At 59.0% G+C, this 18179-nt stretch carries 8 protein-coding genes; 6 read left to right on the forward strand and 2 right to left on the reverse strand.

Annotated features, from left to right (window positions below; all coding sequences use genetic code 11):
- Together uvrB and A37O_RS14670 are read right to left on the reverse strand one after the other, a co-directional pair.
- Positions 1-2094 (reverse strand): excinuclease ABC subunit UvrB, encoded by a 2094-nt coding sequence (gene uvrB / locus A37O_RS0104695; RefSeq protein ID WP_018296339.1) that lies wholly within the window; start codon positions 2092-2094, stop codon positions 1-3.
- 42 nt (positions 2095-2136) lie between these two features.
- On the reverse strand, positions 2137-2523 hold the full coding sequence (locus tag A37O_RS14670; RefSeq protein WP_018296340.1) for a DUF4259 domain-containing protein: 387 nt from the start codon (positions 2521-2523) through the stop codon (positions 2137-2139).
- A gap of 568 nt (positions 2524-3091) precedes the next feature.
- Here A37O_RS14670 and A37O_RS0104705 point away from each other — a divergent pair.
- The 6 genes from A37O_RS0104705 (at position 3092) to A37O_RS0104730 (ending at position 18171) form a co-directional block, all read left to right on the forward strand.
- Complete coding sequence (locus A37O_RS0104705) at positions 3092-3481, forward strand: DUF6941 family protein (protein WP_018296341.1); 390 nt, start codon at positions 3092-3094, stop codon at positions 3479-3481.
- A 5-nt stretch (positions 3482-3486) separates the two neighbouring features.
- Positions 3487-3711: a DUF4258 domain-containing protein gene (locus A37O_RS0104710; RefSeq protein ID WP_026196151.1), complete on the forward strand. Its 225-nt coding sequence runs from the start codon at positions 3487-3489 to the stop codon at positions 3709-3711.
- Between the two features lies 1 nt (position 3712).
- Complete coding sequence (locus tag A37O_RS14675) at positions 3713-4045, forward strand: DUF2283 domain-containing protein (RefSeq protein ID WP_018296342.1); 333 nt, start codon at positions 3713-3715, stop codon at positions 4043-4045.
- A gap of 119 nt (positions 4046-4164) precedes the next feature.
- Positions 4165-7086 (forward strand): DEAD/DEAH box helicase, encoded by a 2922-nt coding sequence (locus A37O_RS0104720; protein ID WP_018296343.1) that lies wholly within the window; start codon positions 4165-4167, stop codon positions 7084-7086.
- A gap of 31 nt (positions 7087-7117) precedes the next feature.
- Positions 7118-11731: an Eco57I restriction-modification methylase domain-containing protein gene (locus tag A37O_RS0104725; RefSeq protein ID WP_018296344.1), complete on the forward strand. Its 4614-nt coding sequence runs from the start codon at positions 7118-7120 to the stop codon at positions 11729-11731.
- A 47-nt stretch (positions 11732-11778) separates the two neighbouring features.
- On the forward strand, positions 11779-18171 hold the full coding sequence (locus tag A37O_RS0104730) for a DEAD/DEAH box helicase (protein WP_018296345.1): 6393 nt from the start codon (positions 11779-11781) through the stop codon (positions 18169-18171).
- Positions 18172-18179 lie beyond the last annotated feature (8 nt).

The raw sequence follows: 18179 nt of genomic DNA on the forward strand, positions 1-18179 counted from the left end.
TTAGATTCCTGCTTCCTTTATACCCCGAAGTTCTTTTTTAAGATCTGCGATCTCATCGCGCAAACGTCCTGCAAGCTCGAATTTCAGGTCCCGGGCAGCTGCACCCATCTGAGCAGAGAGCGAATCGATGAGTTTCTGCACTTCATCAGCCGCCATCGTGGAGGTATCGGGGCGATCTGCCACCGCAGTGTCGCCTGCGGCAGGATCAACGTCACCTGTGTTTTCGTACACTTCGTCCAAAATGTCGGAAATTTTCTTCCGCAGCGGTTGCGGATCAATGCCGTGTTCCTTGTTGTACGCGATCTGCTTTTCGCGACGACGCTCCGTTTCATCCAGGGCGTTCGCCATGGAATCGGTGATCTTGTCGGCATACATGATCACCTTGCCGGAGACGTTACGAGCCGCACGGCCGATGGTCTGGATCAGCGACTTGCTCGAGCGCAGGAAGCCTTCCTTATCCGCGTCGAGAATGGCCACGAGCGAAACTTCGGGCAGGTCGAGGCCCTCGCGCAGCAGGTTAATACCCACGAGCACGTCGTATTCGCCGAGACGCAGCTGGCGCAGTAGTTCCACGCGCTGCAGAGTGTCGATGTCCGAGTGCAGGTAGCGCACGCGGATCCCGTTCTCCACGAGGTAGTCGGTGAGATCCTCGGCCATGCGCTTGGTCAAGGTGGTCACCAACACGCGTTCATCCTTGGCGGTGCGCTGGCGGATCTCTTCGATCAGGTCGTCGATCTGGCCCTCGGTCTTGCGGACCTCCACCTCTGGGTCAACCAGTCCGGTCGGGCGAATGACCTGCTCGACGTATTCACCTTGGGCTGCCTCGAGCTCGTAGTCACCTGGAGTTGCCGACATATATACAGTCTGGCCGACGCGCTCCTCGAACTCCGCGAAGGTCAGCGGGCGGTTGTCCACTGCCGAGGGCAAACGGAAACCGAACTCGACCAGATTGCGCTTACGCGACATGTCGCCCTCGTACATGCCGCCGATCTGTGGGACGGTGACGTGGGACTCGTCGATAATTGTGAGGAAGTCTTCCGGAAAGTAGTCGATCAACGTCGCCGGCGCCGAGCCCGCCTCGCGGCCATCCATGTGGCGCGAGTAGTTCTCAATGCCCGAGCAGAATCCGACCTGCTGGATCATCTCCAGGTCGTATTCAGTGCGCATGCGCAGGCGCTGGGCCTCGAGCAACTTCCCGCGATTTTCTAGGTCCTCGAGCCGGTCGGCGAGCTCCTCCTTGATAGCCTCGATTGCCTTTTCCATGCGGTCCTCGCTGGCGACGTAGTGGGTGGCCGGGAAGATGCGCAGCTCGTCGACACGCTTGAGGACGTCTCCCGTGACCGGGTGGATGTAATAGAGAGCATCGATGTCATCGCCGAAGAACTCGACGCGCACGCCGACCTCCTCGTAAGCCGGGATGATGTCCACGGTGTCGCCCTTGACGCGGAAGGTGCCGCGGCGGAAATCGATGTCGTTGCGCTCGTATTGGATGTCCACCAAAAGGCGCAATAGCTGGTCGCGATCCACCTCTTCGTCGACACGCAAAACCACAGAGCGATCGAGGTAGGACTGCGGAGTGCCCAGGCCGTAGATGCAGGAGACGGAGCTGACCACGACCACGTCGCGGCGAGAGAGCAAGCTGGACGTGGCGGCGTGGCGCAGGCGCTCGACGTCTTCGTTAATCGACGAGTCCTTCTCGATGTAGGTGTCCGTCTGCGCGATGTAGGCCTCAGGCTGGTAGTAGTCGTAATAGCTGACGAAGTACTCGACCGCGTTGTTCGGCAGGAGTTCCTTGAGCTCGTTGGCCAGCTGGGCGGCCAGGGTCTTGTTCGGCGCCATCACAAGCGTTGGGCGCTGCTGCTTCTCGATCAGCCAGGCTGCCGTTGCGGACTTACCGGTACCGGTGGCGCCCATGAGCACCACGTCTTCCTCGCCACGGTTGAGGCGTTCGTCGAGCTCAGCGATGGCCTTCGGCTGGTCGCCGGAGGGCTCGAACTCGGAGATGACCTCAAACTTGTTGTCGGTGCGCTCGATGTCGCCGACGGGGCGGAAATCAGAGTGCGGGATCACCGGATGTTCAGCTGGAAATGCCATGCGTTCAAGTCTAGCGCTGGTGGTTGGCGCTTAGTGACGGGCTTAGGACAGGTCGACCCAGGAGCGCGCTTTCCACTCGTTCAACTCGGCTTGGCCGCGGGATTCCCACTGGCCGTAGAGATCGGAGACAGTGGCATCCATGAGCACTGCATCGAGGGATTCGCGCAGGTTATTGCGTACATCGGGCTCATTGAGTTCTGCGATGGTTTCGTCCGGGATTCCCTCTGGTTTATTTCCGGTTGCCATGGCAGCCAGCGCGACGATGAGTTCGCCCTCGTCGGTGCTGAGGTGCTTGTGACCACGGTTCGGCAGCAGCTCGCGCACCGGCAAGCCTCCCTTTTGGAGGTCCGCGATGAGTTCCCGGGCTTCGTTGTTGTCGAAGGGACCTGTGTTTGCGGTTGTTTCGGTCTGCTGGTTCGTCTCACTCATGGAAAGCGATTCTAATACCGTTTTCGTGCGGGCTTTCGGTTTGCTGCGGTTTTGAGGAAGTTTCCTAGCCAGTGGGACAAGTTCTCCCAGGGAGTCTGCACGGCAGACTATTAGGCGACAGGTTTCTCGCTTCGCGACGATACCTACGTGGCCCTCGCGTCTCGGTTTCGTGCTGCAGATTTCTGCAAACGCCCAGGCAGTCTGCACGGCAGACTGTCAAGTGGCAGGTATCGCGCTTCGCGACGATTACCTGACCGTGGCTGTCTGTGGACTCGCCAAGGGACTGCAAAAGTCCGCCTCGGGAGTGAATGCTCCTACTCTTTCCTTACCACCCTGGGAGAGGAACAAAGGATACCGCGGTCACAACTTTGGTCCGACCAAACCACAAAATACCACGACCTCGGTCCCCCGGGATCCTCAACCATGGATGTGGACGTGCCGGATATTCTCGCAGCCATTTCAGAGCTTTCCGATGAAGGACCAAATATTTCAAGTGCCGAACAATGCATCGACTGCCGTTGCCCACGAACTAGCGCTGTCCATGTAACCGTTATGCTTTACTGTCATTATGACTGCTGAACTCGACTATGCTTACCTAGCCGAATACGCAAAGACTGAAATGGGTACGATCACTGCAATCGGCGCAAGCTTCACCGAAGTCAAGGTCGATGCCTTTCCTGTCTACATGGACATTGCGGTGGCAGGCAGGGTGCGTAAATTAGTTAATGACCAAGCCCCCACCCTCAGGCTTGAGTTCGTCGACACCGCCAACGAGCCACTGATTACAGTTGAAAGAGTGTTGGAACCCGATCAAGACTCAGTCGAGTATGCTGGGAAAACTGCTTCAGTTTTTGCTTACCGTGGGCCACTACCACTTAATAAACCAGGTCTTTACCAATGCAAGATCTACTTGAATGAAATACTTGCCCGCGAACTAGCCTTTACTGCCGAAGGGTAGTTTAAATGGAACTGGACATCGTGTTTCATGCCCGAGAAAGAATGAAACAACGAGGAGTTTCTGAGCACGATATTAAAGCTACCATTTCGAAGCCGGACATAACCCGCCCTGGAAACAAGCCAGGTCGAAAAGTGTATGAGAGAGATCTGGGTAGAATTGTGTGTGTAGTGACGGTCGACAACACGAACCCTATAAAAATTGTGTCCGTTTGGATCAAAAAGGATGAATAAAATGACACCTTCCATTTCAGTTAATGTGACTGAGGAACTTGCCTACATTCAGTTATCATCCGCTGAGGTCAATCGAACTATTGAGATCACTCCGAGCGTGATGGCTGACCTAGACGAATGGGATGTAGTTGTCGGCATCGAACTCTTAGATTTCGCCGCAACGACTTCTGCTCGCGATATTGCGTCGAGCGCTCACTTGAAAGAGGGTGATGAGCAAGCAGTAGACGCATTGCTAAAGAATCTGAGTAGGATCCATCTCCAATCAGGGACTTTGACTTCTGGGTCGAAAGTAGCTGTGCACTCTTCTGGAAACAACAAGCTCGAAACTTGCTAGTCGCATTCGCTTAAGAGGGCATCGAAGCAACTCAACGTCACCGGCGCGGTTTAAAGGAATTACCCCCTAATAAGGCCTCGAAAGCGTACTAGATCTAGATACCGATAATCTATTTCTCTATGTCCGCGGAAACAGACCTGCTTGCCAAAGAAGCCTCCACGCAAGCACCACAAGCAGCAAAACCCACCAACGAAGCCCCAGCCTCCACCGAGCAACTCGCTCCCGGCGTGACCGTCGAGGTCCGCGACGAACACTGGCTGGTCACCGGCGTCGCCCGCACCAACGACGGCTTCCGAGTCAGGGTCCGAGGCTTGTCCGATTACGTCCGCGACACCACCGCAACGTTCTTCACCGCGCTCGATCGCATCGAGGTGCTCGACCCCACCAAGGTCGAGGTCGTCCCCGACAACTCCCCGCGCTACCGCCACGCGCGCCTCTGGGTCGAGTCCACGCTTCGCCAAACCGCGGTTCCGCTGCACCAGCAGGAACTAGAAGTCTCCACACGCATGTTGGCCGATCCCCTCGACTACCAGCTCGCCGCAGTGCACAAGGCGCTCAGCCCCGACAACGTCCGCCCCCGCATCCTGCTCGCCGACGCCGTGGGCCTCGGTAAAACCCTCGAGATCGGCATGATCCTCGCCGAGCTCATCCGACGCGGCCGCGGGGAACGCATCCTCGTCGTCACGCCAAAACACGTCATGGAGCAGTTCCAGCAAGAACTCTGGACCCGCTTCGCCATCCCGCTCGTGCGCCTTGACTCCGTGGGCATCCAAAAAGTCCGCCAGAAGCTGCCCGCCTCGCGCAACCCGTTCACGTACTTCCCGCGCGTCATCGTCTCCATGGACACCCTCAAGTCCCCGAAGTACCGCGCGCAGCTAAACAAAGTGCGCTGGGACGCCGTAGTTATCGACGAGATCCACAACGCCACCAACGTGGGCACCCAGAACAACGAACTCGCCCGCACGCTCGCCCCCACCACTGACGCGATGATCCTCGCCTCGGCCACCCCGCACAATGGCGACGACAACTCCTTCAAGGAAATCCTCCGCCTGCTCGACCCACTCTCAGTTCTCCAGGACGGCTCCATCGACACCGATGCCGCCAAGCGTCTCATCATCCGCCGGCACCGCAACTCGCCTGAGGTTGCCAGCGTTGTCGGCGATAAGTGGGCCGTGCGCGAGGAGCCCAACAACATCCCTGTCGATGCCTCCCCCGAGGAAAACGCCATCGCCCGGGAGCTCCACAGTGAGTGGGTCAACAACCCCAAGGCCGATCGCCTCTTCCCGTGGACCCTGGTCAAGGCCTATCTGTCATCGCCGGCAGCACTTGGCGAAACCGTCGCGTCCCGCTCAAAGCGCATCCCCGACAACGATCCCGAACAAATCAAACTCACACGCCTCGCCGAGCTCAACGACAAGGTCACACCCGATACCTCCGCGAAGTACAACGCGCTGATCCAATACCTTCAGTCCATCGGCATCAAGAAGGGCTCGCCCACCCGCGTGGTCATCTTCTCCGAGCGCGTCGCCACCCTGCATTGGCTCCAGACAAACGTCTCCAAAGACCTGAAGCTGCCCAAGGGCGCCGTCAAGATCATGCACGGTGGCTTGTCCGACACGGAGCAAATGGAACTTATCGACGAGTTCAAGCGCGAAGACACCCCTCTGCGCGTCCTGATTACCGGTGATGTCGCTTCGGAAGGCGTGAACCTCCACGCCCAGTGTCACCACCTCGTGCACTACGACATCCCGTGGTCGCTGATCCGCATCCAGCAGCGCAACGGCCGCATCGACCGCTACGGCCAAACCGAATCGCCACGAATCACTACCCTGCTCCTCGACCCGGCTGAGGCGAACTCCATCGGCGAGCTCCACGTCCTTACCAAGCTCGTCGATCGCGAGTACTCCGCTCACAAGATTCTCGGCGATGCCGCACCACTAATGGGCAAGCACTCGATCCGTGGCGAAGAGGACGCGATTCGCGAGGTACTGCAGGGCGTACGCGACTTCGAGCAGACCGTCGCCGAACCCGACGACATCGCCACCGGCGCCCACGCCCTCGTCACCGAAAGCACCGACGCAGAAGTAGAGGGCACCACGTTTGACATCACCGCCCTGCTCGCCGGCCTCGCCCAAGCAGAAGACAACACTACCGGCATCAGCATCGCCGCCGAGTTCGACAAGTACCCGGACACCACGTACCCATCCGAGCTGGATTACCTCCGCGACGCCGTCAGCGAAGCCTTCGAGGACCCTCATCGCTCGCCAACAAACGGCGGCATCAACTGGGTCGAGCACGACAACGACATCGTCGAGCTCACCCCTCCCGACGACCTCAAGCGCCGCTTCGATTTCCTTCCCCAAGACTACGTCTCCTACCGCCACATCAAGGACAACTTGAAGCTCGCCACCACTACGCAACGCGGCAATCAGCAGCTCAAGGCGGCGCGCGAAGGCTCCTCGGAAAAGTCCTGGCCCGATGCGCACTACCTCGGCCCGCTGCACCCTGTTAGCGATTGGGCTGCCGACCGCGCACTGTCCAAGATGACCCGGCGCGAGATCCCAGCCGTCACCGGCAACGTAGACACTCCTACTGTGTTCCTGCTTGGCACACTCACCAACGAGCACGGCCAGGTCATCTCCCGCTCGTTCGTCGCTGCATCCGAAGGACCACTAGGACCGCAAGGCCCCGCACTCGCAGACCCGATCGAGGACCCCGTTTCTTGGCTCGCCCAGGCCGGGTTGACCCAAGACGCCATCAGCGACGGCTCCCTTAAGCTGCCCGACTCTCTCCCCGATCTTATGAGCTCCGCAGTCACTGCAGCGCAAAACCACATGAGCATTGTCTACAGCACCTCCGCCACAGCAGCAGAGTCACGCACCGCAGAGTGGGCAGAAAGAGAAGCCTCATGGGCAGGGTCCAGTGCCGCCCGGCGCGAGACCGATCAGCGCACCGTGGAGCAGGAACGCAGCCTGCTCAATTCGATGATGCCGCGTCGCAGTCTCGTCCGCCCTCTGCTCGTCATCCTCCCCACCGCCTAGTCCGTACGATTGAGAAAGCCGAAGAGAACACATGGCTGATTTTGATTCCATCATCAACGTTGAGGAGTTCCTCAGCGACCATTACTTCACCGCGGACGAGGTCAAGGGCAAGAATGCACGCAGCTTCGCAAAGCGTGTCGACGATCGCACCAAACAATGGAACACGGAAGCCAAAGAAGGCAACCAAACACCGTGGACTCGTCTGAAAGCCGCGCACACCGATCTTCAACTAGCGCTGAGCACCCTTGAGACTGACAACCCCGAGTCAGTCGCCGAAGCACACCGGCTTATCACCGACGCTTTCGGCTACCCGCACGGCACGAGCGCATCCACCCAGCAGGTCATGCGCGGATCTCAGAAACTCACGTTCCCCGGAATTAGCACCGCCAGCGGCGCCGTCACTCTCATTTTCGGCCGACCGATCACGGCGCCTGAGGATCTTGCCACCACACACATCATCGGCACGGCCACGCTCGGTGAGAAGGAGCAGGACTACACAGTAGAAAAGCTCGCCGGCGAGATCTTCCTTTCCGAGACACCCCCAGAGATGCTGCTCATCGTCGCCGGTTCGTGGGTTATCCTTGCGCACCAAGACACCTGGGCACTCGGGCGCTACATCGCTGTTGACCTCGGCGTCGCTATCGAGCGCAACGACACCACTCGCACCGGCGAGCTCGCGCACATCACCTGCATCCTGGCCCGGGAAAATACCGACCACTCCGCCGAAGAGCCGTCGTGGTGGACAGAGACCATTAGCGAAGCCCGTGAGCACTCCGTTCAAGTCTCTGAAGGACTTCGTGAGGCTGTTAAACAATCCATCGAAATCATCGGCAACGATGTCCTCGACCGCCACCGCGCGAAAAATATCCCCATCGACGACATCCCCGGCAACGAGCTGGCTACTCAATCCCTGCGCTACCTTTACCGTATCCTGTTCCTGCTCTTCGCCGAGGCCTCGCCCGAGCTCAACATCCTGCCCACCGGCACACCCGAATACGACGAAGGCTACGGCCTGGCAAGGCTCCGCGATCAGATCCTCGTTCCACCTGTGACCAACCGAGCCCGCAACGGCTCCCACCTTTACGCGAGCCTGGACCGCCTGTTCACCCTCGTCGACCAAGGCCACGATCCCAACGATCCAACTAATCCTGCGCACCTCGACGAGGCAGACGAAGAGGGACTGACCTTCCGCAACCTTTCTGCTGACCTCTTCCAGCCGCAGGCCACCACCTATATCGACCGCGCAGGCCTATCCAACCAGGCCCTTCACCAGGTACTTGAGCACCTCTTACTTACCAAGGAAACCGCGAAGAAAGACCGCGGCTACATCTCCTACGCCACCTTGGGTGTCACCGAGCTCGGCCAGGTCTACGAGGGCCTGATGTCCTACACCGGCTTCATCGCCGAGGAAGAACTTATCGAGGTCGCGCCGAAGGGTGATGCCAAGAAGGGCTCGTGGGTGATACCGCCTTCGCTTGCTTCCGACCTACCGGATGATTCCGTTGTCATGACCGACTACCCAGCCGAGCACGGTGGTACAGAGAAGCGAGCCCGTCGCTACAAGCCCGGCCAGTTCGTCTACCGCCAGTCCTCGCGCGACCGTGAGCGCTCCGCATCTTTCTACACCCCGGAAGTGCTCACCCAGTTCACTGTCTCCCAGTCAATTGAGGTCCTCGAAGAGGAGGGCGGGATGGAAAGTGCCGACGACATCCTCGACTTGACCATCTGCGAGCCTGCTATGGGCTCTGGTGCCTTCGCCGTCGAGGCCGTGCGCCAGCTCTCTGAGATGTACCTGGATAAAAAGCAGGATGAGCTCGGAGAAACCATCGAGCCTGGTGAGTACACGCGTCTCCTTCAGAACGTCAAGGCTCACATCGCCCTGCACCAGGTGTATGGCGTGGACCTGAACAAAACCGCCGTCGAGCTTGCCGAGATCTCGCTCTGGCTCGACACCATGACCGCAGACCTCAAAGCGCCATGGTTCGGCCTGCACCTGCGCCACGGTAATTCGCTGGTAGGTTCCCGGCGCGCGACTGTTTCTGCTTCCAGCGTGACAACCAAGAAGTATCTCAGTGAAGTTCCTACCGAGCACGGTGTCACCGGAGTCGCCGAATCCGTCGACGCTGACGCACCCGATACTCACGTCGCTGGTCGTATCCACCACTTCCTTCTGCCTTCCAAAGGCTGGGGTGCAGCTGCCGATGCGACGGATCTGAAAACCATCGTCGCCGACGAACAGAAAACTATGAAGGCGTGGCGTAGGTCCATCCAAAACGGCTTTACCACGGGTCAAAAGACTAAGATCACTACGGCCTCCAAGCGTGTCGAAGAACTCTGGCGCCTAGCACTTGTGCGGTGGCGGATCGCTGAGGACCAAGCTCGTCGCGACGTTCCCCTCTATGGGCGTGAATCCGACGCCACAGCGAAGAATGTGTCACGCGCGCAAATTGAGCAGGAACTCTTCGACAATCCTGACAGCCCGTATCAGCGTTTGCGCCTGATTATGAATACCTGGAACGCACTGTGGTTCTGGCCTCTCACCCACACCGATGAGTTGCCAGATCACGAGGAGTGGCTGTCTATGCTCGAGGATGCTCTTGGCCACGAGATCCCCGTTGCAAAGGCAAAGGGAAAGAACAAGGACCAGCTTCGGATTGGCTTCGACCTAAACTGGGACGAGCTCGACTACATCGACGATTTTGACCGCGTCTCTTCTGAGCGCATGCGCCACGAGGAACTCCTCGAGGCACACCCGTGGCTTCGCACTGCACAAGACGTAGCTCGCGAGCAAGCCTTCTTTCACTGGGACTTGGATTTCTCCTCGGTGATGGCCCGAGGTGGGTTCGATCTGCAGGTTGGTAATCCTCCGTGGGTAAGGCCACGCACTGACCTGGATGCACTGTACTCCGAACACGACCCGTGGTTCTCCCTGGCTCATAAGCCGACGCAGGCTGCTAAGCGGGAGCGACGTGATCTCTATTCGGATAATGCTGCGGTTCTCAGCACGGTGGTTACCGGTATCACCGAAACTGTCGCTAACGCCGAAGTCCTCGGTTCGGAGACAGAATATCCTTTTCTTAGAAATCAGCAGCCAGACTTGTACCGCGGTTTTATGAACCGCACGTGGTCAAATGCTTCGGAGCAAGGCGTGGTCGGACTCATTCACCCTGAGTCCCACTTCACAGAGAAAAAAGCTGCCTCACTTCGGGCAGGTGCTTATCAGCGTCTCCGACGTCACTGGCAGTTTGTCAATGAGCTTGTGCTATTTGATGTCCACCATCTCGTAAAATACGGCGTACACGTCTACGGGTCCCCTAAAGACACCGTAGATTTTCTCAGTGCGACATCTCTCTACCATCCTCAGACTGTTGTGAATTCGCAAATGCACGATGGTTCTGGGAGTCTTCCCGGTTTCAAAGACGACAATGGCAACTGGGATCTTCGCCCGCACCGTGACCGATTCATCAACGTAGATGGTCATGAACTAGATATCTGGCGCTCCATTCTCGAAGATCCGTCAACGCCACTCCTCGAGACTCGAATGGTTTACACCGTTAATACTGAAGCCGCAGCGGTCCTCGAAAAACTGGCTGAAGCGCCACGCATGAAGACGCTTAATCTTGAGTTCTCACGCGGGTGGGACGAATCAATTGACAAGAAAAAGGGCTACTTCGACTCGGAATGGGCACGCCCGGGTTCGTGGAATGATGTCATCCTTCAGGGCCCTCATCTCGGTGTCTCGACACCAATGATCAAACAGCCCAATCCGACGATGAAGCATAACCAGGATTGGTCCGAAATCGACCTTGAGGAGATTTCACCTAAATTCGTACCAGCTACCGCATATCAACGAAACAAGTCCATCTCTAAATATCGCGAAGATTACGGTACGTGGAATCTTAAGGGCAAACACATTCTCGTCAATGAAACATATCGAGTTGCCTGGAGAATTATGGCAGCCACCACCGGGTTTAGAACCCTTTATCCAGCAATAATACCTGCGGGTAGTTTTCACATAAATGGAATTACATCTGGTGGGCCACTCAATTCGATTACACGTGTCGCTGCGGTTTCTTTCGCAAGCAGTATTATCAATGACTTCCTGGTTCGATCAACCGGCCTCGCAAATATCCTGGCGGGTACCTTTGACAATATTGCGACCGGAACTTCGAATGTACTATGGCCAACCGCTGCTCACCTCTACCTCCGCTTGAACTGCCTCACTGAGGCGTACGCTCCGCTGTGGGAGGAAATCACGGGCGAGCCGTGGACTCCGGAGGTGCCGCTGAGGAAGGCAGAAGATCGTCGTGAAGCGCAAAATGAGATTGACGCTATCGTCGCGCTCTCGCTGGGAGTCACGGCGGACGAGTTGTGCATGATCTATCGCACGCAGTTCCCGGTGATGCGCCGCTACGACCAGGAAGATCACTTCGACGCGAACGGACGGAAGGTACCGAAGGAAGTGATGAAACTGGAGTCGAAGCTGAAAGACGGCGAGACACTTTCGGAAGAGGAACGGACGTGGTTGCATCCACAGTCTGGGGTTTCGTACACGTTTGAGTATCCGTTTAGGGTGCTGGATCGCGAAGCGGACCTGCGCGCGGCGTATGCGAAATACGAGGCGGAACTGGGCGCGCAGGGCTAGGCCGCGGGTAACTTGGATCTGAACAACCACCATCGCTAGGAGTAGGAATGTCATCGCTGTTACCGGTATCCACGGCCGATCATCTGCGCCGGGGCGTAACAGAGTATCTGACCACCAGCTTCTCGCTGGCGGATAAGGAGACCGCATCGCGCCTGCGCGACTTCCTCAACGGCGTCGAACAGGACGCGGATGCGGAAGTCCCCGAGGTGACCAACACCGGGATGTTCCACGGGCCATACGTGCGTACCCGCCTTCCTTACGCGCCGGACCGTTCGGGCAAGCGCAACTTCGAGTGGACTGAGGATCGGTTTGTTCCCTACCTGCACCAAGCGCGAGCGTTTGAGCGTTTAGCGTCGACCGCTGATGGCGTGGCGCGCAGGCCCGATCCAACCTTGGTGATCACGGGTACTGGCTCGGGTAAGACCGAGGCTTTCCTCTACCCCATTCTTGAACACTGCCGCAGAAACCCAGGTCGCGGCATGAAGGCGCTGATCCTGTACCCGATGAACGCTCTGGCTGCCGACCAGGCACGACGGTTGTCGGACACGATTTCTAAGACGGCTGAGCTCACTGGGGTGACGGCCGGTATCTACACCGGTGAGCAGTCCGGATCCGGTGCGCGTGTGGTCTCGTCGAAGGGTCTGATTACGGATCGCGACGTGATGCGTAATGATGTACCCGACATCGTGCTGACCAACTACAAAATGTTGGATCAGCTGCTGCTGCGCGAGGCCGATAAGCAGATGTGGGTGGATTCGGCAACGACTCTGCAGTACCTGGTGCTCGATGAGTTCCACACCTATGACGGCGCTCAGGGCACGGACGTGGCTTTGTTGCTGCGCCGGTTGGGTTTGCGGCTCAAGGAGAACCAGCCTGCGGGGTTTCTGTCTGCGGAAGCCGAAGCTCGGCCATTGGGCCAGGTCACCCCGGTGGCCACCTCGGCGACGCTGGGTGGCAAGGACAATATCGCCTCGATGCTGGAGTTTGCCTACACCATCTTCGGCGAGCAACTCGGTGCAGATGCGGTGATCACGGAAACCAAGTTGGACTACCAGCAGTGGGTCGAGGCAGTCAAGGACATGGTCGGCCCGTCGTCGGCAAAGCCCGGATTCGATGTGATGCCGGATGCCAATCTGGTGCAGGAGGTGAATCGTCGAGTAGCGAATGCCCTCGACGAGGGCGCCGACCAGCAAGAAGCCGTCCACGCCGCGATGTGCGAGCTGGTGTGGGGCACGGAGCTGCCGCGCGATGCGGCGGTCTCGGCCTACGCTAGCCACCCGCTGACCCGAGCCATTTTGGAGCATGCCGCGACTCCTACACCGCTGACACCGGACTCTGCGGAACTGGACGAAAATGGGAAACCGGTCTCCCTCGTGGGCAATATCTTCGACCCGGAGATCCAGCGCCTGCCCGACAACGCGGCAGCGGAGTTCCTCACCCACGTGCTCACCGAAATGGCTTTCCTGCGCGCCGACTACGTGCGTGAACACTCATGGGAAGGCAAGACGCTTCCAGGTGTGGAGACGCACCTGTGGGTCCGCGAGGTTTCGCGCGTGGACAGGCATGTGACCACCGATGCCACGAAGGCGATGTTCCGCTGGGCTGATGACGGCCCGCGCATGGATGAATCGAGCTCGTCGTGGCTGCCGGCCTGTTACTGCCGCAATTGTGGGCGCTCCGGGTGGATGATTGCCCGTCAACCTGGTGATACTGGGCTAGAAACGGATCCCGCGGTGATCCGCAAAGGCAGCCTGAATGCGAAGGAGCGCCAACTGCCTCTCCTCGATGCCTCTGGCGAGGCGCCGATCAATGGGTCGATGCCACGGGATGCCGGTGCCGATTCCGCGCTGATGTGGCTCAACATTGATATGCCGACTCTTTCGGCTGAGCGCCCCGACGACGCGACCATGGAAACGGGCTCGGTTGTCCCGGTGCGCACGTATGCTGGCGCCGACATTGAGGGCCAGGCGAAAAATGAGGTCTGCCCTTCATGCGGTGTGCGAGATTCCATTCGCTACCTGGGCTCCTCGGTGGCCACGCTGCTTTCGGTGGCGCTATCGAACCTCTTCGGTCTGGCGGACCTTGATGATTCCGAGAAGAAAACCCTGGTCTTTACCGACTCTGTCCAGGATGCCGCGCACCGCGCCGGGTTCATCCAATCGCGTGCCCGTGCTTTTGCGCTGCGCACTAGGATCCGCCATGCCATTGAAACCTCCACCCAAGCAGCCGGGTTTTCGGAACCGCAGACACTGACTCAGATCGTGTCTCGGATCATGGAAATCGCCCCGGATGATTACCGTTCCCGCTACGAATTGCTTCCACCGCATATGGTGCACTGGGCAGCCTATGAAGATTATTGGTTGCCGTCCGCTTCCTCTGCGGAGCAGCGCCGCGCCTCGCAAACAGTGCGCGAACGCCTCAACCTCGACGTGGCGCTCGAATTTGGGCAGCGCTCCGACCTGCCGCGTTCGCTGTCGTCGACAGGCACGCTGACCTCGAGCGTGGATGTACCTGACTCCCTGCTGCTCTCTGCAGCCGAGGCCGCCACCGACAAAGTGCCCATGCCCATGGGCGAGACGAACCTGCTGGGTTGGGCGCGCGGGGTAATTGAGATGATGCGCACCGAGGGCGGCATTAATCACTCGTGGTTTAACAGCTACCTGCGCAGCGACGGCAATACCTACATGTTGGCCAGGCCCGAGATGCAACGCAAAGGCATGCCTCGTTTCCAACGCGGCAGCGCACCGAGTTTTCCCCGGGCAGGTTCCTCCCGTCTCCGTTCGGATTCTGGGATGATGCCGCTGAGTAGTGACCGTGGTTTGTATGCCCGCTGGACGAAGCGTTCCCTTGGTCTGGCTAATACCATCGACGCTTCCCAGGCCGTGACCAATCTCGCCGCTGAACTGGCGCAACGCGACGTCCTGGGCACGTCGACAACGGATTCCGGGGCCACGGCCTACCACTTAAGTCCCGATTCCATCATCGTTGAGGTCGAGGAAGATCCGGCACTGTTGGAGTGCCCGTCGTGCCATGTTCGTCTTTCGCTCGGGAAATCGGCACGCGAGTCGATGGTGGGCCAGCCTTGTCGCACACTGGACTGCCACGGGCATTACGAGGTCGCACCGATCGCGGATAATTACTACCGGCAGTTGTACAGCTCGTCTACACCTCGCACTGTCATTTCTAAGGAGCACACCGGCCTGCTGCCGAAGGAGACGCGGCAGACGCTGGAGCGCCAATTCAAGGCAACTGCTGCCACCGACCCCGATGCGCCGAACGTGCTGGTGGCCACGCCGACACTTGAGATGGGTATCGACATCGGCGACCTGTCCACCGTGATGCTTTCCTCCATGCCGAAGACGGTGGCAAGCTACGTCCAGCGCGTGGGTCGCGCTGGACGTCTCACGGGCAACTCGCTCATCGTTGCCCTCGTGCGCGGGCGTGGTTCGGCCCTTCCCGCACTCGAACGTCCGCTGTCAATGATCGCGGGCTCGGTCGACGCACCGGCGGCTTTCCTTTCCGCAACCGAGATTGTCCGACGCGAGTTCACCGCCTATCTCCTCGACGGGATCAATCTGGGCACCTACATGCACCCGCCTCGCGTTGCCGCGGATGTCTTTGGCACCGCGCCGGGCAAAGTCACGGTTGTGGACGTGCTGAAGGAAATCCTTTCCCAAGGTGTCGACGACCAACTTGCCTCCTTCTCCACCACCCTCGCTGGGCACGTCGAGCAAGACACCATCGACGAGCTGTCGCGCTGGGCCAAGGACCAAGGCTCGGACAGCCTGCTGGGCAATTTGGTTAAGTCCCAGCAGGAGTGGAACGCCGAGCGCCGCCAACTGCTTGCCCAAAAGGACGAATTGGAGAAGCACTGGTCCACCTTGTCGGCGCAGGTGGAATCCCCCGCCGCCGATGACGAGGTCCGCGCTCAGGAGCGCCAGGCGCGAGCCGGACTCGCCGCCGTGCGCAAAAGCCTCAATGCCCTGACCGACGGGTTAACCTGGATTGCAGCGCTTGAGCGCTACGGGTTGCTCCCCAACTTCACGCTTCTCGACGATTCCGTCCAACTCCAGCTCTCCGTGCGCCACCTCAACGACAACTTAGAGTTCGACACCGACGTCTTCGACTATGAACGCGGTGTCTCCTCCGCCCTGACCGAGCTCGCCCCCGGTGCCACCTTCTATGCCCAGGGTGTGGCCGCCACCATCGATGCGGTCGACCTCGGTCCGGAAAATAGCGGCGTGCAGTCCTGGCGCATCTGCCCGTCGTGCTCCCACTCCGAAATCGTCGACGACCCCGCGGTTGAGGGCCAGTCCAGGTCGTGCCCGGAGTGCGGCGAGCCAGCGTGGCGCGACGTCGCACAGCTTATCGACGTGCTCCCGCTGCGCAAAGTGTATGCCGACGTGGATCAAACCCGCTCCGCGATCACCGATTTCGTGGATGATCGTGTTTCTCCGCGGTTCCATCAGCACGTTTCCATCGTGCGGCGCAGTGAGCCGGGAGCTCGTTGGTACCTGAACAATACTGGCTTCGGCATTGAACATCTGCCTCGTGTGGATGTCCGCTGGATCAATCTCGGCCGTGGTCCTGGCGAGAAGCGTTTGTTTTCCTCCAAGGAAACGGACACTCCCTTGTTTACCGTGTGCTCGCACTGTGGGCACGTGGCCAACCCGAAGAGCCCAGAAGAGCCGGAGAATACGTGGCGCGATCACCGGGCATGGTGTCCGCTGCGCAACGCGAACGAACCCGAGTCACGTTCAATTGCGCTTGGTCGAACACTGACCACCGAGGCGGTCTTAATGCGCTTGCCGGTGCGCCTTACCGTGGCCGATAACCACACGATTCCGTCAGTCATCGCGGCCCTCAAGTTGGGATTCAAAGAAGCCCTTGGCGGAAACCCCGACCACCTGTCCATCTCCACGATCCGGGTTGGCTCAGGCGAAGACAGCTACGATGGGCTGCTCATCTACGACGAGGTTCCGGGAGGCACCGGCTACCTCACCCAATTCAAGGAAATCAAGGATGTGCACCGCCTGCTCAACACGGCGCTGAACCGCCTGAAGAACTGCTCGTGTGCCGATGACGACCGCGAATGCTGCTCGAATTGCCTGCTGCCCTACGCCTCCATGGGGGCACAGGCGACCTCCTTATCACGCGAAGTCGCAGTGGAAACACTCGCGAAGATCCTGCTGGATAATGACCGTGAATCAGGTACCGAAGCAGCCCTCGCCGCCACTTGGGATAGCTCCCAAATCAGTGAAACAGTGCAAGCTCAAGACGAGGGGTCGGCGCTGGAGATCTACTTCCTGAAAACACTGCAGCAAGCACTCACGGATCGCGGCGCGTCCATGAAGCGCATCAAGCATGGTGGTGGTCGGGCCTGGGAAATTTCCCTTGGTACGAAGTCCACAAAATGGCGCATGACGGAACGGGTCCAACTCGGACCAACTGAGCCAGATTTCTACTTCGAAAACGACGACCCCAACATCAAAAATGTCGCTGTGTACACCGACGGCATCACCTTCCATGCGACAAACGCGCACAATCGCGTTGCCGACGACCTGGCCAAACGCAATTGGATCTACCAAGAGAACATGGTGCCGTGGACTCTGACGTGGAAAGACCTCGATGACTTCCGGGCAGCAGCGAAAGGCAACCGTCCACCCGCCCCGGTATGGATTCAACCTGCATTAAACGGGGGGATCGCACAGCAGTTGAACATTTCTTCCGGCGACTTGGCTCTGCTGGGCCAAGATCCCATGACCCAGTTATTGGAACTTCTTGTTTCCTCGGATCAGCAACGCCGTGAGCGCGTTGCCACTGCAGCTCTGCTGCATAGCGCCTTAGATGTTAAGACCGGCCAGCTGAAGAAGACCTATTACGACTTGCTCACTGTCGAGCAACACACGGAGGGCACCAAGCAGTCTTCCGCGTTGACTTTAGAGATGCCTGAAGGCTCAGCCTTCGACCTAGAACATGACAAGTTCATCGACGCCTGGCGCATCTTCTGGCACCTTGCCAACCTCTTTTATCTCTCCACTGTTCAGCCTCTGCTCACTGTCGCCTCGGCCGACCGGCCGGTCAGCACTGTGGAAATTGGGGCGGGAGCGATCGTCGATAAGCAAACTGACGTTGACACCTACCATCCGGACCTAGCCATGGAGGGCTGGACCGAGGCGCGCGAGGAATTCGAGGACGACGAGGAGGCCGTGGAGGCACTGGCGCGGCTGGCTGCGGCAGGTGTGCGTGCGCCGGATGACATCGGCGAGGAGATTGCTTCGGTGCCTACTGTGGTGTCGTGGGCGGCTGAGAAGATCGCGCTGGTCTTCCCCGGCGATGGCGGCACGCAGGGAGACTGGACGTTTATCGATGCGGATTCGGTGACGGCGGATGAATTGCCCGATGAATTGGCACAACTTCGGAACACGGCTTCGGAATAGGAAAGGCA

The sequence above is a fragment of the Corynebacterium lubricantis DSM 45231 genome (assembly GCF_000379425.1).
GTDB lineage: Bacteria > Actinomycetota > Actinomycetes > Mycobacteriales > Mycobacteriaceae > Corynebacterium > Corynebacterium lubricantis.